This is a genomic window from Geodermatophilus sp. SYSU D00697 (genome assembly GCF_054050175.1).
Genome location: NZ_JBJGYV010000012.1, coordinates 65343 through 87846, shown reverse-complemented (window position 1 = coordinate 87846; position 22504 = coordinate 65343). Strand labels below are relative to the sequence as shown.

Genomic DNA, 22504 nt, shown 5'->3' with positions numbered 1-22504 from the left:
CTCCGCTGCCGCGGTCGAGGGGCTCGCGTTGCCGGGCGGAGCGGCCTTTGGTGAGGTCGGGCGGTGCCTCCGCTGCTGCCCCGCCTGGTCCCCTCCCCGGTGCGGCGGGTGCGGCGCTACCGGGAGGTCACCGGCCGGTTCCCGCCGCTGCTGCGGCCGCGGACCTTCAACGAGAAGCTCAACTGGCGCATCTGCTTCGACCGCCGCGCCCTGCTGGCGCACACCTGCGACAAGCTCGCGATGAAGGAGCACGCGCGGGCGCGCGGGCCCTCCGGGCTGCGGATCCCGCGGACCCTGTGGGCGGGCACGGACGTCGCCGGGCTCGCCGGGGTGGAGCTGCCGGCGCACTGGGTGCTCAAGCCCGTGCACTCCTGCCGCCGGGTGCTGGTCGGCTCCGGGGCGGCCGACCCCGCCGACCTCGCGGCGCGCACGGCCGGGTGGGTGGAGGAGCGGTACTGGCGGCTCAGCGAGGAGTGGGCCTACCGGCGGGCGCGGCCGGGCCTGCTGGTCGAGGAGTTCGTCGGCGTGCCCGGCCAGGTGCCGGTGGACCTGAAGGTCCTCGTCCTCGACGGCGTGCCGCGGGTGGTGGAGGTGCACACCTCCCGTGGACCGGACCACCGGATCCGGTTCCGCACCCCCGACTGGGAGCCGCTGCCGTGGACCGCCGGCTACCGGTGCGGGCCGGACACCGCGCCGCCGGACCGGTTGGCGGACATGCTCGCCGCCGCGTCGGCGCTGGCCGCGGGCTACGACATGCTGCGCGTCGACTTCTACGAGCACGCCGGGCAGCTGTGGTTCGGCGAGCTGACGCCCTATCCCGGGGCCGGCTGGACGCGGCTGGAGCCGGAGTTCGACGAACTGCTCGGCAGCTGGTGGACGCTGCCCTGGCACCGCCGTCGCGCCCCTGTCCTGTCACTGCCGCAGCAGGGTGACCTGCCGGAGGAGCGCGCGGCCGCCTGACCGCCGCCCCCACTACGGGTGAGGTCCACCGGTGCACCGCTGCAGCCGGGCCGCCGGCGCAACGATGACAACGGCGTGCGCCCACTCCTGCCCCGCCGCCTGGCGGCCCTGCTGCCCGAGGGACGACGGCTGCCCGACGAGGTCTGGCGGCGTCGGCACCGCGTCCTCGTCTGGACCGCCGCCACCCAGGTGGTGGCCCTCGGCGTGCTGGCGCTGGGAACGGCCTCGCCGCTCACCGCGGCCCTCGTCGCGGCGGCCCTGGCGTACCCGCTGACGTTCCTCGCGCTGCCGGGCGCCGGACAGGGGCTGCGGTCGGCGGCCACGACGGCCAGCCTGCTCGCCGCGTCGGTCGCCCTGGTCCACCTGCTGGACGGGCTCACCGAGGCGCACTTCCACTTCTTCGTCGTCATCGGCCTGGTGGCGCTCTACCAGAGCTGGCTGCCCTTCGGCCTGGCCCTGCTCGTGGTCCTGGTGCACCACGGCATCGCCGGCACCCTGTTCCCGCACGACGTCTTCGACCACACGGGTGCCTACCGGGACCCCTGGCTCTGGGCGGTCGTGCACGGCGCGTTCGTGCTGGCCGCCAGCCTCGCCCACCTCGCGGCGTGGCGGCTCAACGAGCAACAGGGGCTGCGCGACTCGCTCACCGGCCTGGCCAACCGCACGCAGCTGGTCGAGCACGGCGACCGTCTCCTCGCCCGCGGCAGCGGCCCGGTCAGCGTGCTGCTGCTCGACGTCGACGACTTCCGCGACGTCAACGACGCCCGTGGGCACGCCGCCGGGGACCGGCTGCTGGTCGCCCTCGGCCGGCGGCTGGCCGGGTGCGTGCGCCCCGGCGACCGGGTCGCCCGGCTGGGCGGCGACGAGTTCGCCGTCGTGGTGGACGGCGGGCCCGAGGTCGTCGCGGCCGTGGGGGAGCGGGTGCTGCGAGCGCTGGCCGACCCGGTCGCGGTCGACGGCCGACCGCTGGCGGTGCACGTGAGCATCGGCGCGGCCGGCACCGGCACGGCCCCCGAGCGCAGCGCCGTCGCCCTGCTGCGCAACGCCGACCTGGCCATGTACATGGCCAAGGCCCTGGGCAAGAACCGGCTGGTCCACTACGCCGACGGCATGGCCCAGGCCGCGCGCGACAAGGCGGAACTGCTCGAGGACCTCGCCGCGGCTCCCGTGGCCGGCCAGCTCGCGGTGCACTACCAGCCGACCATCGACCTCGCGTCGGGCTGCACCACCGGCTTCGAGGCGCTGCTGCGCTGGCACCACCCCACCCGCGGGCTGGTCCTGCCGGGTGAGTTCGTGCCGCTGGCCGAGGAGGGCGGGCAGATCGTCGGGATCGGCCGGTGGGTGCTCGGCGAGGCCACCCGCCAGGCCGCCGCCTGGTCGGCGCAGGCCGGGCGGCCGATCAGCATGGCGGTCAACCTCTCGCCCCGGCAGCTGGCCGACGACGACGTCGTGACGGCGGTGCGCGCCGCGCTCGAGGCCAGCGGCCTGCCCGCCCGCCAGCTGACGCTGGAGGTGACCGAGGGGGTGCTCGTCCGCGACGTCGACGAGGTCGTGCGCCAGCTGCGGGCACTGCGCGCGCTTGGCGTCCGCATCGCCATCGACGACTTCGGCACCGGCTACTCGAGCCTGTCCTACCTGCGCCGGCTGCCCGCGGACATCGTCAAGATCGACCGCAGCTTCGTGCAGGACCTGGGCACCGGCGGCCGGACGACGACCCTCGTGGCCTCGATCATCGAGCTGGCCCGCAGCCTGCACCTGGACGTCGTCGCCGAGGGCGTGGAGACCGACCAGCAGCAGTCGGTGCTCCGCGGGCTGGCCTGCTCGCACGCCCAGGGGTACCTGTTCGGCCGGCCGGCGCCCGCCACGGCGCAGCAGCCGCCGGCGCAGCTCGCCGTCCCCGCGCCCCGCGCCCCGGTGACCGCCGTCCGCTGATCCGGCCCCCGGCGCCCCGTCCCGGCCCCCTGCAGGGTCCCGCCGCGAGCTCGCGAGCGGTGGGGGCAGGGGGCCTCCCTCAGAGCGGGGTGATCGACAGCGTCAGCGCGCGGCGGCCCTCCTCCGACCGCGCGGTGGCCAGGCGCTCGGCCGACGGCGTGCCGTACTCGGTGGTGCGTTGGCGGGCGGGGCGGCCGATCGCGGCGGCCATCGCCTCCAGTTCGGCGATGGTCTTGAGCGAGCCGTTCTCGCTGCCGGCCATGCGGCTGATCGTCTCCTCCATCAGCGTGCCGCCGAGGTCGTTGGCGCCGCCCCGCAGCACCGCCTTCGTGCCGGCCTCGCCGAGCTTGACCCACGAGGTCTGGATGTTCGGGATCCGGCCGTGCAGCAGCAGCCGGGCGACGGCGTGCACCGCCCGGTTCTCCCGCACCGTCGGCCCGGGACGCGCCACGCCGGCCAGGTAGATCGGCGAGCTGTGGTGCACGAACGGCAGCAGCACGAACTCGGTGAACCCACCGGTCTCGTCCTGCACCCGGGCCAGCGTTCGCAGGTGCGCCACCCAGTGCGCGGGGGTGTCGACGTGGCCGTACATCATCGTCGACGTCGTCGGGATGCCCACCCGGTGCGCGGTCGTGATGATCTCGATCCACGTCGCGGTCGGCAGCTTGCCCTTGGTCAGCACCCAGCGGACGTCGTCATCGAGGATCTCCGCCGCGGTGCCCGGGATGCTGTCGAGCCCGGCCTCCCTGGCCGCGGTGAGGAACTCCTCGAACGACAGCCCGGTGCGGGCCGCGCCGTTGACGATCTCCATGGGCGAGAAGGCGTGCAGGTGGATGCCCGGCTGCCGGCGCTTCACCTCGCGGGCCAGGTCGAGGTAGGCGGTGCCGGGCAGGTCGGGGTGGATGCCGCCCTGCATGCAGATCTCGGTCGCCCCGGCCCGCCACGCCTCGTCGACCCGGTCGCCGACCTGGGCCATCGACAGGGTGTAGGCGTCGGCGTCGGTGCGCCGCTGGGCGAAGGCGCAGAACCGGCAGCCGGTGTAGCAGACGTTGGTGAAGTTGATGTTCCGGTTCACGACGTAGGTGACGTCGTCGCCGTTGACGTCGGCGCGGACGGCGTCGGCCAGCGCGCACAGGTGCTCGAGGTCGCTGCCGTCGGCGCCGAGCAGCGTCAGGTACTCGGCGTCGCTGAGCCCGGCCGGGTCGGCCTCGGCGCGCAGCAGTGCCGCGAGCACCTCGGGGTCGCCGGCGGCCAGCGCGGTGGAGTGCCCGTCGCGGGCGCTCTCGGTGCGTGAGCGCAGCTCGGCCCAGTCGCCGTAGACGGCGTCGAAGTCGCTGCGCCGGTCGGCGGTGCGCCCGACGGTGTCGACCTCCACGTGCAGGTCGACCCGCCCCGACGACGTCCACGCCTCGTCCGGCTCCTGCCAGGGCAGCCCCGCGGGGACCCGGCCCTCCACGGCGAGCCCGTCCGGCCCGGCCAGCGCGGCCACGTGCGGGCGCACCCGCGGGTCGATCCACGGCTCCGGCGAGCGGACGTAGGGCGGCTGGGCGGCCAGCCGCTCGCGGAGGGTGAACCCGGCCTCGGCGGTCAGCGCGGCCAGCTTGTCGATGTTGGGCCACGGCCGCTCGGGGTTGACGTGGTCGGGGGTCAGCGGCGAGACCCCGCCCCAGTCGTCGACGCCGGCGCGCAGCAGCAGCCCCAGCTCGGTGGAGTCGGACAGGTTCGGCGGGGCCTGCACGCGCACCTTCGGGCCGAGCAGCAGCCGGGTGACGGCGACCGCGGCGACGTACTCCTGCAGCTCCAGGTCGTCGGCGCCGGCCATCGCCGTGCGCGGCTTGGCCCGGAAGTTCTGGACGATGACCTCCTGCACGTGCCCGTGCCGGGAGTGTGCGGCGCGGATCTGCAGGACGGCGTCCACCCGCTCGGCGGGGTCCTCCCCGATGCCCAGCAGCACGCCCGTGGTGAACGGGACGGCGGAGCGCCCGGCGTCCTCCAGCACCCGCAGCCGCACCCGCGGCTCCTTGTCCGGGGAGCCGAAGTGCGGGCCGCCAGGCTCGGACCACAGCCGGGTCGCGGTGGTCTCGAGCATCATGCCCATCGACGCCGACACCGGCTTGAGCCGCTGGATCTCCTCCCAGCTGAGCACCCCGGGGTTGAGGTGCGGCAGCAGCCCGGTCTCCTCCAACACCCGGATCGCCATCGCCCGCAGGTAGGCCGGGGTCGAGTCGAAACCGTGCGCCTCGAGCCACTCGGCGGCGACCGGCCAGCGGTCCTCCGGGCGGTCGCCGAGGGTGAACAGCGCCTCCTTGCACCCCAGCGCGGCCCCGGCGCGGGCGATGTCGAGCACCTCGTCGGGGGAGAGGAACGGCGCCCTCCCCTCCCGGCGGAGCGCGCCGGGCGTGGTCACGAACGTGCAGTAGTGGCAGCGGTCGCGGCACAGGTGGGTCAGCGGGATGAACACCTTGCGGCTGTAGGTCACCACCCCGGGGCGGTCGGCCGAGGCCAGCCCCGCGTCGCGGACCCGGGCGGCCGCGGTGAGCAGCCGGTCCAGGGGCTCGCCGGGACCCAGCCCGCGCGCGGACAGCAGGATCTCGGCCTCGGTGGCGTCCAGCGTCACGCCGCGGTCGGCGCGGGCCAGCGCGCGGCGGAGGCCGGAGTCGGTGGGCGGCAGCGGCTCGGTCATCGCCGCCGACGCTATCCCCGCCGCATGTCGTGCGGGTGACCTGGGATCACGCCCGCCCGGCCGGGCCGCCGGTGCCCTCGACGTACCGGCCCCGCAGCCGCACCAGGGGGACCGCGCCCGCGTCGAGCACCGGCACGTCCTCCACCTCGAGCAGCGCGACCACGTGGTCGCCGGCCTCGACGACCCGGTGCAGCCGGCAGTCCAGCGCCGCCACGGCCCCGTCGAGGACGATCGCGCCGCTGCCGGCCGCCCGGCTCCACGGCACCGACTCGAGCAGGTGCCGCGCACCGGGCCGCCCGGCCGACGAGAAGCGGCTGGCGAGGATCGCCTGCGGGGCGGCGAGCACGGTCAGCGCGCACCGGCCGACGGCGGTGAGCACCTCGGCCGGGTAGCCGTCGGCGGTCAGCCCCACCGCGACCAGCGCCGGAGCGGCCGACACGCTCATGACCGACGACACCGTCGTCCCGACGTCGTCCATGTCGTCCCGCACCGTCAGCAGGCACACCCCGGCGGCGTACTGGCGGAGGGCCTCGGTGAAGGTGGCGGGGTCGACCGGCATGGCGGCCAGTCGACCACACCGCCAGGATCCTCCAGGTGGCCGATGCAGAGCAGACCTACGACGTCGTCGTCCTCGGGGGCGGGTCGACCGGGGAGAACGTCGCCGACACCGTCGTCCGGGGCGGCCTGACCGCGGCCCTCGTCGAGAGCGACCTGGTCGGTGGCGACTGCTCCTACTGGGCGTGCATGCCGAGCAAGGCGCTGCTGCGGGGCACCGAGGCGCTCGCCGCCGCCCGCGCGGTGGACGGCGCGGAGCAGGCGGTGACCGGTGAGCAGGACGTCGCCGCGACCCTCGCCCGCCGGGACGCGTTCGCCGCGCACTGGGACGACTCGGGCCAGGCCCGGTGGGTCGAGGGCGCGGGCATCGAGCTGGTCCGCGGCACCGGCCGGCTCGACGGCGCACGCACGGTCGTCGTCAGCGGCGCCGACGGGTCCCGGACCCGGCTGACCGCCCGGCACGCCGTCGCGGTGTGCACCGGCTCGGAGGCCGCCGTCCCGCCGGTCGACGGCCTGGCCGCCGTCGGGCCCTGGACCCCGCGGGAGGCGACCAGCGCCAAGGAGGTCCCCGGCCGGCTGCTCGTCGTGGGCGGCGGGTACGTCGGCTGCGAGATGGCCACGGCCTGGCAGGCGCTGGGCGCGCGGGTCACCCTGCTGCAGCGCGCCGACCGGCTGCTCGACGACATGGAGCCCGAGGCCGGGGACGCGGTCGCCGCCGCGCTGCGGGAACGGGGCGTCGACATCCGGCTCGGCACCGACGTCACCGCCGCGCGCCGGGACGGCGACGAGGTGGTGCTGCGCTGCACGCACGGCGAGGTGCGCGGCGACGAGGTGCTCGTCGCGGTCGGCCGGCGCGCTCGCACCGGGGACCTCGGGCTGGACTCGGTGGACCTCTCGCCGGGGGAGTACCTCGACGTCGACGACTCGCTGCAGGTGCGCGGCCTGCCCTGGCTCTACGGCGTCGGCGACGTCAACGGCCGCCGGCAGCTCACGCACATGGGCAAGTACCAGGCCCGGCAGGCCGGCGCGGCGATCCTCGCCCGCGCCCGCGGGGAACGGGTGTCCCTGGCCGACTGGTCGCCGTGCGCCGCCACCGCCGACCGCGTCGCCACCCCGTCGGTGGTCTTCACCGATCCGCAGGTGGCCACCGTCGGGCTCACCCGGGCGCAGGCCGAGCAGGCCGGCGTGCCGCACGTGGCCGTGCAGTACGACCTCGGCAGCGTCTCCGGGGCGCAGCTGTCCGCCGACGGCTACGAGGGGACGGCGGTGGCGGTCGTCGACCCGGAGCGGGAGGTGCTGCTCGGGGTCACCTTCGTCGGCGCGGGTGTGGCCGACCTGCTGCACGCGGCGACCATCGCGGTGGTGGGGGAGGTGCCGGTCGCCCGGATGTGGCACGCCGTGCCGGCCTTCCCGACGACGAGCGAGATCTGGCTGCGGCTGCTCGAGGCCTACCGGGACGCGTCGGCCCGGTCGAGCAGCAGCAGGCCGTAGGCGGCGAGGCTCGGCCCGTCGCTGAACCGGCCCGCGCGGACCATCGCGCGCAGCTCGGCCTCGGGCACGAACGCCGTCCGCATGTCGGCCTCGGTGGCCTCCCGCGCGGTCGGGCCGGGGGTGAGGTCGGTGGCCAGCCAGACGTCGAACTCCTGGGTCGACAGGCCCGGGGCGAGGTCGAGGTGGCCGAGGTGGCGCAGCGACCCGGCGCGCAGGCCGGTCTCCTCGGCGAGCTCGGCGCGGGCGAGCTCCACCGGCGTGCCGTCCGCGCCGTGCGACCAGGTGCCCTGCGGGAACTCCCAGGCCCGCCGTCCCACCGGGTGGCGGAACTGCTCGACCAGCCAGAAGCCGCCGTCCTCGAACGGCAGGACGACCGCGAAGTCCGGCTTCTCCACCACGCCGTACACCCCGGCCGACCCGTCGGCGCGCTCGACGGTGTCCTCCCGGACCCGGATCCACGGGTTCCGGTAGACCTCCCTGCTGCTCGTCGTCCGCACGCGGCCATCCTGCGGCGAGGCCGGCGTCACGGCAGCGGGTGCGGCGCCGGGGTGGTCACCGGCAGCTCGCCCTCGACGGTGGCGGTGACCGTCATCGACTCGAACCGGGCCACGCCGCCCAGCGTCGTGAGGAACGCGGTGTCGGCGGCGTCCCGGCCGGAGCAGATCCGCACCAGCGAGCGCAGCGGCGCCAGCCGGGTCGCGTCGACGACGTGCCAGGTGCCGTCGACGTCGGCCTCGACGACGGCGTGGAAGTCCATCGGGTCCAGCCCCGGCGCGTAGACCGCGGCCAGCCGGGCGGGCACCTCCAGGGCGCGCAGCAGCGTGACCGTCAGGTGGGCGTAGTCCCGGCACACGCCCCGCCCGGCCAGCAGGGTGTCGACGGCGGTGTCGACCGGGCGGCTGGCCCCGGCGGTGTAGGTGAGGCGGTCGTGCACCCAGCCCGCGACGGTCTCGACCAGCTCCCCGCGGGGCGCCGTCCGGTCGAACTGCGCGGCCGCGAACCCCTCCAGCTGGTCCGACGGGCAGTAGCGGCTGGGCCGCAGCGCCTCCGCCCACGCCGCCGGGGTGACCGGCCGGGGTGGCCCGTCGCCCTCCACCGTCGCGGTGTAGGCGACCGTCGTCGTCCCCTCCGCGAGCTCCACCCGGTGCACCCGGGCCTCCCCGACGGCGAACTCCGCCACCAGCAGGGGCCGGCCGTCGCACAGCACGGTGAGCCGCTCCTCGGTGGGGGCCGCGGCGGCCACCTGCAGCAGCGCCGTCGCCGGTGCGGGGGAGGAGATGGTCATCGTCGCCGCGACGTCGGTCCGCATGCCTCCATCGTGGCGTCGGCGCAGGTCGGGACGGGTGTGGGGTCGGTCACTCCGCCGGGGACGGGTCCGCGCGGGGACGGCGTGCTGGAGTGGGACCGTGCAGCTCGAGCCCTCCCGGACCACCTGGCGCCGCTACGTCGCCCTCGGCGACTCCTTCACCGAGGGGCTGGCCGACCCCGACCCGCAGCGCCCGGGAGAGTACCGCGGCTGGGCCGACCGGCTCGCCGAGCACCTGGCCGCCGCCACCGACGGCGTCCTGGAGTACGCCAACCTCGCCGTCCGCGGCCGGCTGCTGGACCAGGTCGTCGCGGAGCAGGCGCCGGTGGCGCTGGCCGCCCGGCCGGACCTGGTGAGCCTGGTCGCCGGGGGCAACGACCTGCTGCGGCCGGGCGCCGACCCCGATCGGCTGGCCGCCACGCTGGAGGACGCCGTGGCGCGGTTGCGGGCCGTGGGCGCCGACGTGCTGCTGGCGACCGGCGTCGACCCGCGGCAGACGCCGATCATCCGCCGCACCCGGGGGCGGGTCGCGGTGTTCAACGCCTCCCTGTGGTCGATCGCGGCCCGGCACGGGGCCGTCGTCCTCGACCAGTGGGGTGCCGACTGGCTGCAGGACTGGCGCATGTGGGACACCGACCGCATCCACCTCACCGACGAGGGGCACCGGCGGACGGCGCTGGCGGCCGCGACGGCGCTCGGGCTGCCGGTCGGTGAGGACTGGCGCACCCCGCTGCCGCCGCAGCCCCGGCGCGCTCTCCGGGCGGCCCTGGCCGAGGAGGCCGCGTGGGTGCGCGGCTTCGTCGCCCCGTGGGTCGGCCGCCGGCTGCGCGGGCGGTCGTCCGGGGACGGCCGCGCGGCGAAGCGGCCGGTGCCGCTCGCCCTGCCCCGCGCCTGACCCCGCGTCGGCTACTGGGGGTCGGTCGGCCCCTCCTCGTCCTCCCGGACGGCGAGCTCGTGCGCGGCCAGCCCCTCGGCGGTCAGCTCCTCGGCGCTCATCAGCCGGGTGGCCGGCTGCTCCGGCGCGGCCGGCTCCTCGGCTGCCAGCACGTCCTCGACGGTCACCGTCCCGGGCGGGAGGGTGCCGGTCAGCTCGGCGTCCTCGGGGTCGGCGGCGTGGCTGGGCAGCGGCGCCGGACGGCCGAACGCGTAGCCCTGCGCCATCCCGCAGCCGTGCTCGCGGAGCCACTGCGCCTGCTCGAGGTCCTCGATCCCCTCAGCGATGACCTGCAGGCCCATGCCGAGGCCGAGCTGCACCAGGCCCTGCACCAGCGCCGCGGTGGAGGGCTCGGTGACCACGTCGGCGACGAACGAGCGGTCGATCTTCACGGTGTGGATGGGCAGCCGGTGCAGCGCGGTGATCGCGGAGTAGCCGGTGCCGAAGTCGTCGAGGGCGAGGGTGACGCCGGCGTCGGTCACCTCCGACACCGCCTGGAGGGTGGCCTCGGCGGCGAACAGCGCCGTCGACTCGGTGATCTCCAGCTCCAGCTGCTCGGGCGGCAGCCCCGACTCGGCCAGTGCCTCGGCGACCAGGTCGGCGAAGCCGGGCTCGGCCAGGTGGCGGGCGGAGACGTTGACGTGCACCCGCAGCCCGGCCGGCCAGCCGGCGGCGTCCAGGCACGCCTGGCGGAGCACCCAGGCGCCGAGCCTGGAGGTCAGCCGGTTGTTCTCGGCGGCGTCGAGGAAGGCCCCGGGCGGCAGCAGCCCCCGGGTGGGGTGCTGCCAGCGGATCAGCGCCTCGTAGCCGAGCAGCGTCTCGTCCGACAGCGACACGATCGGCTGGTAGAACAGCCGCAGCTCGTCGGCCTCCAGGGCGTGCCGCAGGTCGGTCTCGAGCTGGAGCGCGTCGACCTCGCTGTCGCTGAGCACCCCGTCGTGCACCTCGATGCGCGCCCGGCTGCCGTCGGCCTTGGCGCGGGTGAGCGCGTTGTGCGCCTGCCGCAGCAGGTCGTCGGGGGCGACGTCCGAGCCGAGGGTGAGGCCGACGCTGGCCGACAGCACGATCTCCCGCTCGCCGATGAGGAACGGGTCGTCGAGGACCGAGAGCAGCCGGTCGGCGAGCGCCCGCAGCCCGTCGAGGTCCTCGACGTCCTCGGCGAGGATGAGGAACTCGTCGGCGCCCAGCCGGACGGCGGTGTCCTCGACCCGCGTGCTCCAGCGCAGCCGGTCGGCGACCTGGGTGAGCAGCTGGTCGCCGGCCTCGTGCCCGAGGACGTCGTTGACCGCCTGGAACCGGTCGAGGTCCAGGTGCACGAGCCCCACCTGCAGCCCCCGCCGGCGGGAGAGGGCCAGCGCGTGGTTGAGCCGGTCGCCGAGGGCCCGGCGGTTGGGCAGGCCGGTGAGCGGGTCGGTGAACGCCCGCCGGACCAGGTCCTCCTCCGCGCGGCGGCGGTCGGTGACGTCGACCAGCGACAGGACGACGAAGTGCGGGTCGCCGGTGCTGGTGTGGATCACCTGGTGCGACTGCAGCGCCCACAGCTCCTCGCCGTCGGCCCGGCGCAGCTGCCGCTCCCCGTCGACCCGCAGCCACGGGTCCAGCGCGGCCTCGGCGTCCGGCGGGAGGTCGGGGACCGGCGCCTCGTCGGGGTGGGCGAGCAGGTCGACGTGCCGGCCGACCATGTCCTCGGGGGTGCGCCCGGTGAGCGCGCAGAGCGCCTCGTTGACCACGAGGAGGTGCCCGTCGAGGTCGACGAGCGCCTTGGGGACCGGCGCCTCGAGGAAGAGGGCGCGGAAGAGCTGGCCGCGGTCGGCGAGCAGGGTGTCGATGGCGCGGAGCCTCGAGCCGGCGGCGGGGCCGGGGGTCCCCGCCCGGGGCCGCGGTACGTCGGGGGCGCTCAGAGTCACCCGGACAGGGTGCGGGACCGGAGCCGTCAAGTGACGGAACCCGTCGACGGAGAGTCGTGGTCGATCGGTCACAGACCGTGATAAGTCGTGTGCGGTGAGGTCGGAGTGGCGGGTGGGACGACGCGGACGCCGGGATCCGCGGCCGCGGACCGGTGACCCGAGAGGGTGATCTCGCTCCGGAGCCGGCGGGCGCGAGCCGACGGAGGACGGAGACCCCACGTCAAGGAGCGCTCCGTGCACCCCCTGCCCCCGCGCCGGCCCCGGCTGCGTCCGCTCGTCCTCGCCGCCGTGGCCGCGGTCGCCCTCGCCGTCGTCGGCGTGGCCGCGCCCGCCCGGGCCGAGGACCCGGTCCCCGCGGACGGCGACCTCGTCCCGGTCTCGGCGGTCGTGGTGACCGACGAGGGCGTGGACGTGGTGACCCAGGAGGTCGCGCCGGCCGACGTGCCCGAGGCGAAGGCGGAGCTGCGGGAGGAGCCCGGCGTCGTCCACGTCGGCGTGGACGTCCCCGTGTCCGTGGCCGGGACCCTGGACACCTACCGCGACCTGCAGTGGTCCTTGCCGGCGATGGGCGTCGACCGGCTCCCGCCCGGGACCGCCGACGGGTCGGGCCTCAAGGTCGCGGTCCTGGACACCGGTGTGCTGGCCGAGCACGAGGACCTCGCCGGCCGGGTCCGCTGCGACCTGGGCGAGGACTTCACCGACGACGCCGCCGTCCACGACCCGGCGGGGAACGGGTGCGCCGACCCGGACGGCCACGGCACCCACGTGGCCGGGCAGATCGCGGCGGTCCCCGACAACGGCCTGGGCATCGCCGGCGTGAGCAACGCGGAGATCATCCCCGTCCGGGTCCTCGACGCGACCGGGAGCGGGTGGGCCTCCTCGATCGCCGCAGGCATCCAGCACGCGGTCGACGTGGGCGCCGACGTCATCAACCTGAGCCTGACCGGCCCGTACGGCTCGCACTACGACCCGGCGGTCAGGTACGCCACCGACCGCGGCGTGCTCGTCGTCGCGGCGGCCGGGAACAACCGGCTGCAGGGCAACACCGTGGGCTACCCCGCCGCCTCGCCGGGCGCCTTCGCGGTGGCAGCCACGGACGAGCGCGGCGTCTCTGCCGACTTCAGCTACAGCGGCCCCACCAACCTCATCAGCGCACCGGGCGTCGGCGTCGTCTCCACCCAGAGCTGGGGCACCGACGCGTACGCCTACGCCAGCGGCACGTCGATGGCCGCCCCCAACGTCGCCGGGGTGCTCGTGCGGTACCTCGCCGCCCACCCCACGGCCACGGTGGCGCAGGTCCGGGCCGCGCTGCAGGCGACCGCGACCGACCTCGAGGCTCCCGGCCGGGACGACGCCACCGGCTACGGGCTCATCGACGCCTACGAGCTGCTGACCGGCCGGCAGGCCCCGGCACCGCCTGTGGTGACGGTCCCCGCCGCCCCGGCGATCGCGACGGCGCCGACCGCCGGGAACGGCACGGCCGTGGTGCGCTGGACGCCGCCGGCCAGCGACGGTGGCTCGCCGGTGACCGGTTACACGGTGCGCGCCTACGACGGGTCGACGCCGGGGACGACGGTGTCGGCGGCCGCATCGGCGACGAGCGCGACCGTCGGCGGACTCACCAACGGGCGGGCGTACACCTTCACGGTGGCCGCGACGAACGCGGTCGGTCCCGGGCCGGAGTCCGCCCGCAGCACCCCGGTCACCCCGAGGGCCCCGGCGACCACGCCCGGCGCGCCGCGGATCGGGACGCCGAGCGCGGGCAAGGGCGCCGCCGTGGTGCGCTGGGCGGCGCCGGCCAGCAACGGGGGAGCGGCGGTGACCGGCTACACCGTGCGCGCCTACTCCGGTTCGGCGCCGGCCGTGACGGTGCGGGCGGGCGCGACGGCGACCAGCGCCACGGTGACCGGCCTGGTCAACGGCAAGCCGTACACGTTCGCCGTGACCGCGAGCAACGCCGCCGGTGAGGGTGCCGCGTCGGCCCGCAGCGTCGCGGTCGTCCCCCGGACCACGCCCGGCGCGCCGCGGATCGGGACGCCGAGCGCGGGCAAGGGCGCCGCGGTGGTGCGCTGGGCGGCACCGGCCAGCAACGGGGGAGCGGCGGTGACCGGCTACACCGTGCGCGCCTACCGGGGCTCGACGTGGGTGACGACGGTCCGGGCCGGCGCCGCGGCGACCAGCGCGGTGGTGGGCGGTCTGGTCAACGGCCGGTCGTACACCTTCACGGTGACCGCGACCAACGCCGCCGGTGAGGGTGCCGCGTCGGCCCGCAGCGTCGCGGTCGTCCCCCGGACCACGCCCGGCGCGCCGCGGATCGGGACGCCCAGCGCCGGCTACGCCGCCGCGGTCGTCCGCTGGGCGGCGCCGGTCAGCAACGGGGGAGCGGCGGTGAGCGGCTACACGGTGCGCGCCTACCGCGGCTCGACGCTGGTGAGGACCGTCGTCGTGAGGGGCAGCGCGACGAGCGTGACCGTGACCGGACTGGCCGCGCGCGTCCAGCACACGTTCACGGTCACCGCCTCCAACGCCGCCGGCACCGGACCGGCGTCGGCACGCAGCGCCGCGGTCGTCCCCCGCTGAGCAGGGCACGCTCCTGCGGGAACACACCGGCGGTCGCCGGCGCTCGGAGGGACGTGGACGCAGTGGAGAAGCGGATCGGGTTCCTGTCCTTCGGGCACTGGCAGCCGGTGCCCGGGTCGCAGGTGCGGACCGGCCGGGACGCGCTGGTGCAGAGCGTGGAGCTGGCCGTGGCCGCCGAGGAGCTCGGAGTGGACGGCGCCTTCGTCCGCGTGCACCACTTCGCCCGGCAGCTGGCCTCGCCCTTCCCGCTGTTGGCCGCCATGGCCGCCCGGACCAGCCGGATCGAGCTCGGCACCGGCGTGATCGACATGCGCTACGAGAACCCGCTGTACATGGCCGAGGAGGCGGCGGCCACCGACCTGCTCAGCGACGGCCGGCTCCAGCTCGGCGTCAGCCGCGGGTCACCCGAGACGGCGCTGCGCGGCTCGGAGGCGTTCGGCTACGTCCCGCCGGGGGGTTCCTCCGACGCCGACCTGGCCCGGCAGAAGACCGCGCTGTTCCTGGCCGCGGTCGCCGGTGAGCCGGTCGTGGACGCCGACCCGCGGATGACCGGTGGTGTGACCGGCCGGCTCGCGGTCCAGCCGCAGGCGCCGGGGCTGGCCGAGCGGATCTGGTGGGGGTCCGGTACCCGCGGGACGGCCGAGTGGACCGCGCGGCAGGGGCTGAACCTGATGAGCTCCACCCTGCTCAGCGAGGACACCGGGGTGCCCTTCGACGAGCTGCAGGCCGACCAGATCGCCCGCTACCGGGCGGCCTGGGCCGAGGCCGGCTGGCAGCGGACCCCGCGGGTGTCGGTCAGCCGCAGCGTGATGCCGGTCGTCACCGACCTCGACCGGCAGTACTTCGGCGAGCGTTCCGGCGAGGACCAGGTGGGCCTGCTCGAGGGGGTGCGCGCCCGGTTCGGCAAGAGCTACGTCGGCGAGCCCGACCAGCTGGCCGAGGAGCTGGCCAAGGACGCCGCCGTCCGGGAGGCCGACACGCTGCTGCTCACGGTGCCGAACATGCTGGGCGTCGACTACAACGCCCGGCTGCTGGAGACGATCGTGCGCCACGTGGCCCCGGCGATCGGCTGGGTGCCGCCGGCCGAGCGGGGCCGCTGACCGGAGGGCTGGTCCGGGCCCGTGCCGGTCCGGGATGATGCGGAGCGCGCGGGGGCCGGACTCTCGGACGTGGGCGCATGAGGGACTTCGCCGACCTGCAGCGGGGCCTGGGCGTCGCGTGCCGCGTGAACCAGCCTGGGTCGACGGTGCCGCACGTGGTGGTGCTCCTGCCGTCGTTCAGCCTGGGTGAGTCACTGCTGTCGCACTACGTCGACCGCATCCCGGCGCTGGAGCACCGGTACCTGGTCGCCGTCCTGGTCCTGCACCGCGTCCCGGGTTGCCGGCTGGTCTTCATCGGGTCGTGCGAACCGGACCCGGCCGCGGTGGACCACTACCTGTCGCTGGTGCCGGAGGGAGCCCGGGCGGACGTGCGGCGTCGGCTGCGGGTCATCGTCGTGCCCGATCGCTCGGGCCGGTCGATCGCGGCCAAGCTGCTGGACCGCCCCGACCTGCTCGACTCCCTCCGCGACTGGATCGGTGGGCGGCCGGCCTTCATCGAGCCGTGGAACGTCACGGCCGCCGAGGTGGAGGTCGCCCGGCGGCTCGACGTGCCGATCAACGGGACCGCGCCGGAGCTGTGGCCACTCGGCTTCAAGAGCGCGGGCCGGCGACTGCTGGCCGCCAGCGGTGTGCCGGTGCCGGTGGGCCGGGAGGACGTCCGCACGCTCGAGGACGTCGACGACGCGATCGGCCACGTGCTCGCCCTCCGGCCGGACGCAGCCGGGGTGGTGGTCAAGCTGGACGACAGCGGCGCCGGTGACGGCAACGTGGTGCTCCGCCGCGGGGATGCCGCCGATCCGCGCGCCGGCCTGCGCGACGCCGTCCGAGCCTGCCCGACTGGTTCGCCGCGGCCCTGCGGTCGGGCGGCGTGGTCGAGGAGTTCCTCACCGGGGACCGGGTGTCCAGCCCCAGCGTCCAGGCCGACATCTCGCCCGACGGCGGCGTCACGGTGCTGGCCACGCACGAGCAGGTGCTCGGTGGGACGGACGGCCAGGTGTACCTGGGCTGCACCTTCCCCGCCGATGCGGCGTACAGCGCCGAGCTGGGGCGCTACGGGCGCGCAGCGGGGGAGGCTCTGGCGCGGCGCGGGGCACGAGGGCGGTTCAGTGTGGACTTCGTCGCCCGGTACCGGTGCGGTCGTCGGGACGTCCAGGCCCTGGAGATCAACCTCCGGAAGGGCGGCACGACCCATCCGTACGCGGTCCTCCGCAACCTGGTGCCGGGCACGTACGACCCGGACCTCGGCCGGTGGGTGGGTGCCGACGGCTCCCCGGCCTGCTACGCCGCGACCGACAACCTCGTCGGTCCTGCGTGGACCGACCTGCCGCCACAGCGGGTCGTCGACGCCGTCACCGCGGCCGGTCCGCGCTTCGACCGGCGGACCCGTCGCGGTGTCGTGCTGCACATGCTGTCCGGCCTGGCGATCGACGGGCGGTTCGGGCTGACCGCCATCGCGTCGTCGGCCGCCGACGCCGCCGACCTCCTCGACCGGACGCGGCAGTGCGTGGACCAGGTGGTCGGCACCCCGGTCGCCGCGCTGGCGGTGGGCGTGCCCTGACGCGTCGGAGGCGGTGGCGCCGGGCGTCCCGGGTGCCACCGCCTCCGCCGTCGTGGGGGTCAGACGAACTCGTAGCTGACGGCGCCGGCCTCGTCGACCGTGGCGAGGACGTCGGCGCTGTCGGTGCTGTCCGTCGCGTTGGTCACCGTGCAGGGGATCGGCGTCCCGGCGGGGTCGACCAGCACGCTGCGGCCGCCGGCGTCGCAGGTGGCGACCGCGTCGACCCCGGCCTCGGCGCCCACCTGCTGGGCCACCGACTCCTCGACGGCGGCGACCACGACGAGGGTGTCGTCCCCGGAGATCTGGACGTTGCCCTCGTCGTCGATCTGCTCGACGGTGAAGGAGACCTCCTGACCGTCGAGCGTGCCGGTGCAGGAGAACGTGCCGCCGGCCTCGGCGTCGACGTCCTCTGGGCACGAGACGTCGGCCGCCGCCACGCCCACCTGCTCCTCGGTCAGCGCCGCGATCTGCCGCTCGACCTCGGCGGTGTCCAGCGTCCTCGGACCGAAGAGGAGGAGCCCGCCGACGACCAGTCCGGCGACCACCAGCACGCCGGCGATGCTGCCGATGACCGCGCCGGTCCGCCTGCGGGGCGCCGGCGGCTGAGGGGCGCCGGAGCCGGCCGGCGGGCCGTACGGCGACGGGGCGTGCACCGGCTGGGCGGATGGTGGGCCGTACGGCGGCGGGGCGTGTGGCGGCTGGGCGTGCGGCGCGTACGGCGGGCCGGGCGGGAACGGCTGCGCGGCGCCGGAGCGGGGGTCGTGGACCTGCTGGGTCATGGTTCCTCCTCCATGGGGCTCGCCGAGGAGCCTGCTGGGGAGGCCTTTCGCGGTACTTGGCGCTGTCTGGTGCCCGACTTGGAGACCGGCCAGGACCGGGCTCAGACGTAGCGGTGCGGGATGGGTGCGTACGCCCGCGTGCCGACACCGATCGAGATGGTCGGGTTCTGCGTGCCGCGGAACCAGCGCAGGAGCCACAGCATCTCGCTCGCCGACACCCCCACGCACCCGGCCGTGGCCTTCGAGTTCTTCACGTGCAGGAAGAACGCCGAGCCCTTGCCGCGGACGGCGCCGGTGCCGTACGGGGCCGGCGCGTTGTAGCCGATGAAGACCGCGTAGTCGTAGGCGCCCGGGTAGTTGCTCAGCCGCTCGATCGAGCCGTGACTGGCCGGGCACGTGCCCGGTGCGCAGCGACGGTGCTGGTTGACCACCGAGCCCGTGGACCCGGTCCACACGTCGTTGCGGTCGACCTGGAACCAGGACCCGACGCCGGGGTTCGGCTTGATCCCGAAGGGCTGGCTGAGCCGGAAGTGGCCGACCGGCGTCCGCGCCACGCTCTCGCTGGCCGTCCCCATGCCCGCCGAGCCGATCCGGGCGTTCGGGAACCGGGCCGCCCGCTTGTACCGGCCGTCGGGCTGGCGGGACCACGCCTCGACCGTCGCGTAGGTGCTCGTCGGGGACGCCGCGGAGACGGTCACCACCTGGCCGGACGCCGTGGCGGCCGCGGCCGGGGTGGGCGCGGCGCCGACGAGCCCGGCCAGGAACAGGGCCGCGGTCAGCCCGAGGACGACTGCGCGCTGTCTCACTGCTGCCTCCACCGGTGGGTCGATGGGAGGCGCGGCGTCGCGTGCCCATCCGGATCGAGCGCAACGTAGCGGTTCCGGAAGCGCGGCCCGGGGCTCCGGAGGCAGGTGATCTGCGAGGGGTGCACGGGACGTGGGAGTCGATCGGCGTGACCTCGGGTCAGGCGCCTCCTGCGTACCGGTGTGACCCGCTGGGTCCTGTGCAGCTCGACCGGCATGCGGTCGATCCGCGGTCTCCCCCTGGCGCCGTCCCGGCGACTGTCCGCTCCATGTCGACGGCCTCGTCGAGAACGGTGCTCCGTCGTCCAGGGGCAGATTGATGAACGCTGCCCTGCAGACAACCGCCCTACGTCGACGCGGACCTCGACAGGAGCTGTGAGGCTCACGAGCCGTCCGGGAAACTGCGGTGCGACTACGTCCAGTGGGCGACGTTCGTCCCATCCACGGGAGGCCTGGTCAAGAGGCGGCTACGTCCACCCGACCACGCTGGAGGGACGGCTTCCAGGGCGCCCGAGGGCTCGTCGAGATGCCCGACGTCCTGGTGGACGGCGACGTCCGGACCACGTACGTCGGGACCGTGGAGCAGAACGTGGTGCCGGATGATCCCCCGGCACCACGGCGCTGACGGCTTCCGCGCTCCCGACCCGAGGTGCAGACATCGGTGCGGCGGACGCCTTACCTTGCCAACCCTGGAAGCGCTCCGGTGGGCGGGGGACGCACATGGCAACGTCTGCGCGCCCGACGAGGGTCGGCCGCCTCGTGCTCGCGCTGCTCCTGGCCGTGGTGGCCCCCCTGACCTGGGGCGCGTGCTCGACCTCCGTTGCCCGCCCGAATCCGGTCGTGGTGGAGAACCAGCATCCCGGGACTGAGTCGTGGCAGATCACCCGGCGCAGTGACGACGTCCACCAGCAGGTGAAGGGTTACGCGTCCGCCGTCAGCGTCGACCTGGGCGAGTCGATCACGTTCTTCGTGACGGTGAACCCGGTGCAGGGGTACTCGATCGACGTGTACCGGTTCGGCTACTACCAAGGTCTTGGCGGCCGCCTGATGCAGCACGTCGACGCGGGCACCGGAGTGACCCAGCCGAGCTGCCCCGTCGACCCGACGACCGGGATGGTCTCCTGCGACTGGTCCCCGAACTACACCCTCGACGTCCCGACCACGTGGACCAGCGGCGTCTATCTGGCCAAGCTGACGAACGCGGAGGGCTTCGAGAACTACATCACCTTCGTCGTACGCGACGACGACCGCCGCTCCGCACTGCTGTACCAGCAGAGCGTGACGACCTATCAGGCGTACAACAACTACCCGTACGACGCCCCGCCGGGGGCCTCCCTCCCCGCCACCGGCAAGAGCCTGTACGACTTCAACAGTTCCACGATGCGGACCGGGCTGGGTACGCAGAGGGCGGTGAAGGTCTCCTACGACCGGCCGTACTCCGCCGCCGTCGGACGGCGTGACGGGTCAGGGCAGTTCACGCAGTGGGAGAGCTACTACGTGCGCTGGCTCGAGCAGCGCGGCTTCGACGTCACCTACACGACGAACGTGGACGTCGACCGTGACGGCGGCCGACTCTTGAAGCATCGCGGTTTCCTGTCGGTGGGCCATGACGAGTACTGGTCGGCCCGGATGTACGACGCGGCCGAGGATGCCCGCGATCAGGGCGTGGGTCTGGGGTTCTTCGGCGCCAACTCCGTCGTGTGGCAGATCCGCTTCGAGCCGTCGGCCAACGGCAGACCGCATCGGGTGCAGGTGTGCTACAAGGACGCCGGCCTCGATCCGGTCGAGGACTCGACGGAGACGGTGCTCTGGCGCGACCCACCGCTGAACCGCCCGGAACAGCAACTGCTCGGCACGATGACGTCCGGCATGCAGCTGGACACCGGATCACCGGCGATGTTCATCGCCACCAACACCTGGAACTGGGTCTACGCCGGCACGGGCCTGAGCGAGAACGAGCCGGTCGCCGCCATCGTCGGCTACGAGACCGACGGCTACGACAGCGGCTATCCGCCGCCTACGGCGAGGGCCGGCACCTACACCAGACTCTCCCACTCGCCGTACATCGACAGCGACCACCTGCAGGCCCACCAACAGTCGTCCGTGTACCAGGCGCCCAGCGGAGCGTGGGTGTTCAACGCCGGCACCATCCAGTGGTCCTGGGGCCTGTTCAACGGCGATGGTCTCAACTATGCAGATCCGCGCATCCAGCGGATGACCGCCAACGTCCTCAACCGGATGACGGCGGGCGCCTGACCTCGGGTGGCGGTCCGTGACCGGAACCGCCCGCGAGGTGCTGAAGGCCTGGGCGGTTCTCTCGCTCTCCAGCCCTCCTGTGTGCGCGCCCGGAGGGATCCAGACCCGCCCACCTTCCGATCCGTGGTCAGGTGCCGGGCGCCCGGCGGCGCGATGGAGACAGGAGTTGAAGCGCAGCCATCCCCTCGATGGTGTCGATCGTCGTCGGCGAGCGCTCGGGGCCTGCATGGACCGGAGCGTTACGGTCTCTCAGCAGCCTGACGAGCAGTCACGCTGCCTCCGTCTCCGAGGCGCAGGAGTCGGTGGGGGTGCGCTCATGTCGATCCCCTCCCATGACCGTCCAGCCGTTGACGTCCCGGGGAACATCCGAAGACACCCCTGGGCAGGCCTGGTCTCCGAAGCGGGAGCCGGAGGCAGGTCCAACCCCAGCCGGAGCGAACGCCAAAGTGTCCGCTCGACCGTCAGGGCATCTTCGGGCACTAGACGGCGCCGACGTCTGCCGAGGGTCCGAGGACCAGATGCGCGCATCTCTGAGGGGCGGGTGCCGTGGGCGCGCCCGGCAGGGATCGAACCTGCGACCAAGTGCTTAGAAGGCACCTGCTCTATCCGCTGAGCTACGGGCGCTCGGTGGCGATCATCGCACCCCCGGCGTCCCCCGGGTCGGTGGACGGGCCACGGGGAGTCGGCCTCTGGTGCCGATCGCCGGCCCGGGACGACGATGGCCCGGCAACCGCCGCCCGTCGAGGGGAGGGCGCCGTGGACCAGCTCGGTGCAGCCCCGGGGACGTGGGCCGGAGCGGCCCAGTACGAGACCTACGTCGGCCGGTGGAGCAGGCCGGTCGCGCGGAGGTTCGTCGCCTGGCTCCGCGTGCCCGCGGGCCGACGATGGCTCGACGTCGGCTGCGGGACCGGTGCGCTCACCGGGGCGGTCCTCGCGGCGTGCGCGCCGGAGAGCGTCGTCGGCGTGGACCCGTCCGCGGCCTTCCTCGCCCACGCGGCCGGTCACCTGCGCGACCGGAGGGTGTCGCTCCGGGAGGGCGACGCGCAGGCGCTGCCGGTGGGCGACGCCTCGGTCGACGCGGTCGTCTCGGGACTGGTCCTCAACTTCGTGCCCGACCCGGCCGCCGCCCTGGCCGAGATGCGGAGGGCGGCCCGACCCGGGGCCGTCGTGGCCGCCTACGTCTGGGACTACGCCGAGGGCATGCAGGTGATCCGGTCGTTCTGGGACGCCGCGACCGCCTCCGACCCCGCCGCTCGCACGCTGGACGAGGGCGTGCGCTTCCCGGGCTGTGCGCCCGAGCCACTGTGCGCGCTGTTCACCGCCGCCGGACTGGCCGACGTGGCCGTCGAGGAGATCGTCGTCCCGACGGTGTTCGACGACTTCGACGACCTCTGGACACCCTTCCTGGGAGGTGCCGGACCGGCAGGGGCCTACGCCGCCTCCCTCGGGGAGGAGCCGCGCGCAGCCCTGCGCGAGACCCTGCGGGCCCGGCTGCCCACCGTGGACGACGGCTCGATCCACCTCACCGCACGGGCCTGGGCGGTGCGCGGTCGGGAGTGGTGACGTGCTCACCCGGGCAGTGCAGCACCCGCCCGCCCGGATCCCGGCTCCGTCGTCCACAGGGAGCCGTGCCGTCCACAGATGCCCGCCATGGCTGTCC

At 75.0% G+C, this 22504-nt stretch carries 17 protein-coding genes and 1 tRNA gene; 9 read left to right on the top strand and 9 right to left on the bottom strand.

What is annotated here, in order from left to right; all coding sequences use genetic code 11:
• Positions 1-63 precede the first annotated feature (63 nt).
• Positions 64-960, top strand: a complete 897-nt coding sequence (locus tag ACI79C_RS12465) for an ATP-grasp fold amidoligase family protein (protein WP_456945969.1) — start codon at positions 64-66, stop codon at positions 958-960.
• Between the two features lie 75 nt (positions 961-1035).
• Positions 1036-2892, top strand: coding sequence for a putative bifunctional diguanylate cyclase/phosphodiesterase (locus ACI79C_RS12460; RefSeq protein WP_456945968.1), 1857 nt, complete (start codon positions 1036-1038; stop codon positions 2890-2892).
• 79 nt (positions 2893-2971) lie between these two features.
• Here the strand turns inward: ACI79C_RS12460 and ACI79C_RS12455 are convergent, their stop codons facing one another.
• A complete protein-coding gene (locus ACI79C_RS12455) occupies positions 2972-5575 on the bottom strand; it encodes a bifunctional FO biosynthesis protein CofGH (protein WP_456945967.1) in 2604 nt (867 codons plus the stop codon).
• A 46-nt stretch (positions 5576-5621) separates the two neighbouring features.
• A complete protein-coding gene (locus ACI79C_RS12450) occupies positions 5622-6134 on the bottom strand; it encodes a flavin reductase family protein (RefSeq protein WP_456945966.1) in 513 nt (170 codons plus the stop codon).
• Positions 6135-6169: 35 nt separating this feature from the next.
• Here ACI79C_RS12450 and ACI79C_RS12445 point away from each other — a divergent pair, with 35 nt between their 5' ends.
• Entirely contained in the window at positions 6170-7621 is a 1452-nt protein-coding gene (locus ACI79C_RS12445; RefSeq protein ID WP_456945965.1) for a dihydrolipoyl dehydrogenase family protein, read from the top strand.
• Here the strand turns inward: ACI79C_RS12445 and ACI79C_RS12440 are convergent.
• Positions 7579-8118 carry an NUDIX domain-containing protein gene (locus tag ACI79C_RS12440; RefSeq protein ID WP_456945964.1) on the bottom strand — a complete coding sequence of 180 codons (540 nt, stop codon included), beginning with the start codon at positions 8116-8118 and terminating at the stop codon, positions 7579-7581. The genes ACI79C_RS12445 and ACI79C_RS12440 overlap by 43 nt on opposite strands.
• Positions 8119-8144: 26 nt before the next feature.
• Entirely contained in the window at positions 8145-8930 is a 786-nt protein-coding gene (locus ACI79C_RS12435; protein WP_456945963.1) for a transglutaminase-like domain-containing protein, read from the bottom strand.
• Positions 8931-9027: 97 nt separating this feature from the next.
• Here ACI79C_RS12435 and ACI79C_RS12430 point away from each other — a divergent pair, with 97 nt between their 5' ends.
• Positions 9028-9822, top strand: a complete 795-nt coding sequence (locus ACI79C_RS12430; protein WP_456945962.1) for an SGNH/GDSL hydrolase family protein — start codon at positions 9028-9030, stop codon at positions 9820-9822.
• 11 nt (positions 9823-9833) lie between these two features.
• On the opposite strand, the gene ACI79C_RS12425 is transcribed toward ACI79C_RS12430, so the two are convergent.
• The gene (locus ACI79C_RS12425; RefSeq protein WP_456945961.1) at positions 9834-11768 is read right to left on the bottom strand and encodes a putative bifunctional diguanylate cyclase/phosphodiesterase; all 1935 of its coding nucleotides are present in this window, start codon (positions 11766-11768) and stop codon (positions 9834-9836) included.
• Positions 11769-12002: 234 nt separating this feature from the next.
• Between ACI79C_RS12425 and ACI79C_RS12420 the strand changes: the two genes are divergently transcribed.
• Together ACI79C_RS12420 and ACI79C_RS12415 are read left to right on the top strand one after the other, a co-directional pair.
• Positions 12003-14348, top strand: a complete 2346-nt coding sequence (locus tag ACI79C_RS12420) for a S8 family serine peptidase (protein ID WP_456945960.1) — start codon at positions 12003-12005, stop codon at positions 14346-14348.
• A gap of 53 nt (positions 14349-14401) precedes the next feature.
• The gene (locus ACI79C_RS12415) at positions 14402-15448 is read left to right on the top strand and encodes an LLM class flavin-dependent oxidoreductase (protein WP_456945959.1); all 1047 of its coding nucleotides are present in this window, start codon (positions 14402-14404) and stop codon (positions 15446-15448) included.
• A gap of 191 nt (positions 15449-15639) precedes the next feature.
• Here the strand turns inward: ACI79C_RS12415 and ACI79C_RS12410 are convergent, their stop codons facing one another.
• Positions 15640-16143 carry a hypothetical protein gene (locus tag ACI79C_RS12410; protein WP_456945958.1) on the bottom strand — a complete coding sequence of 168 codons (504 nt, stop codon included), beginning with the start codon at positions 16141-16143 and terminating at the stop codon, positions 15640-15642.
• Positions 16144-16277: 134 nt separating this feature from the next.
• Here ACI79C_RS12410 and ACI79C_RS12405 point away from each other — a divergent pair, with 134 nt between their 5' ends.
• Positions 16278-17006, top strand: coding sequence for a peptide ligase PGM1-related protein (locus ACI79C_RS12405; protein WP_456946039.1), 729 nt, complete (start codon positions 16278-16280; stop codon positions 17004-17006).
• Between the two features lie 59 nt (positions 17007-17065).
• On the opposite strand, the gene ACI79C_RS12400 is transcribed toward ACI79C_RS12405, so the two are convergent.
• Positions 17066-17785, bottom strand: a complete 720-nt coding sequence (locus tag ACI79C_RS12400; RefSeq protein ID WP_456945957.1) for a DUF4333 domain-containing protein — start codon at positions 17783-17785, stop codon at positions 17066-17068.
• A gap of 101 nt (positions 17786-17886) precedes the next feature.
• Positions 17887-18591: a L,D-transpeptidase family protein gene (locus ACI79C_RS12395; RefSeq protein WP_456945956.1), complete on the bottom strand. Its 705-nt coding sequence runs from the start codon at positions 18589-18591 to the stop codon at positions 17887-17889.
• Positions 18592-19347: 756 nt separating this feature from the next.
• Between ACI79C_RS12395 and ACI79C_RS12390 the strand changes: the two genes are divergently transcribed.
• A complete protein-coding gene (locus ACI79C_RS12390) occupies positions 19348-20844 on the top strand; it encodes a N,N-dimethylformamidase beta subunit family domain-containing protein (protein ID WP_456945955.1) in 1497 nt (498 codons plus the stop codon).
• A gap of 551 nt (positions 20845-21395) precedes the next feature.
• Here the strand turns inward: ACI79C_RS12390 and ACI79C_RS12385 are convergent.
• Positions 21396-21468, bottom strand: a tRNA-Arg gene (locus tag ACI79C_RS12385).
• Between the two features lie 132 nt (positions 21469-21600).
• Here ACI79C_RS12385 and ACI79C_RS12380 point away from each other — a divergent pair.
• The gene (locus tag ACI79C_RS12380; protein WP_456945954.1) at positions 21601-22407 is read left to right on the top strand and encodes a class I SAM-dependent methyltransferase; all 807 of its coding nucleotides are present in this window, start codon (positions 21601-21603) and stop codon (positions 22405-22407) included.
• Positions 22408-22504 lie beyond the last annotated feature (97 nt).

Coding starts and splice junctions, on each gene's coding strand:
- ACI79C_RS12455 (WP_456945967.1), bottom strand. CDS start 5,575: ATGACCGAGCCGCTGCCGCCCACCGACTCCGGCCTCCGCCGCGCGCTG.
- ACI79C_RS12450 (WP_456945966.1), bottom strand. CDS start 6,134: ATGCCGGTCGACCCCGCCACCTTCACCGAGGCCCTCCGCCAGTACGCC.
- ACI79C_RS12435 (WP_456945963.1), bottom strand. CDS start 8,930: ATGCGGACCGACGTCGCGGCGACGATGACCATCTCCTCCCCCGCACCG.
- ACI79C_RS12400 (WP_456945957.1), bottom strand. CDS start 17,785: ATGACCCAGCAGGTCCACGACCCCCGCTCCGGCGCCGCGCAGCCGTTC.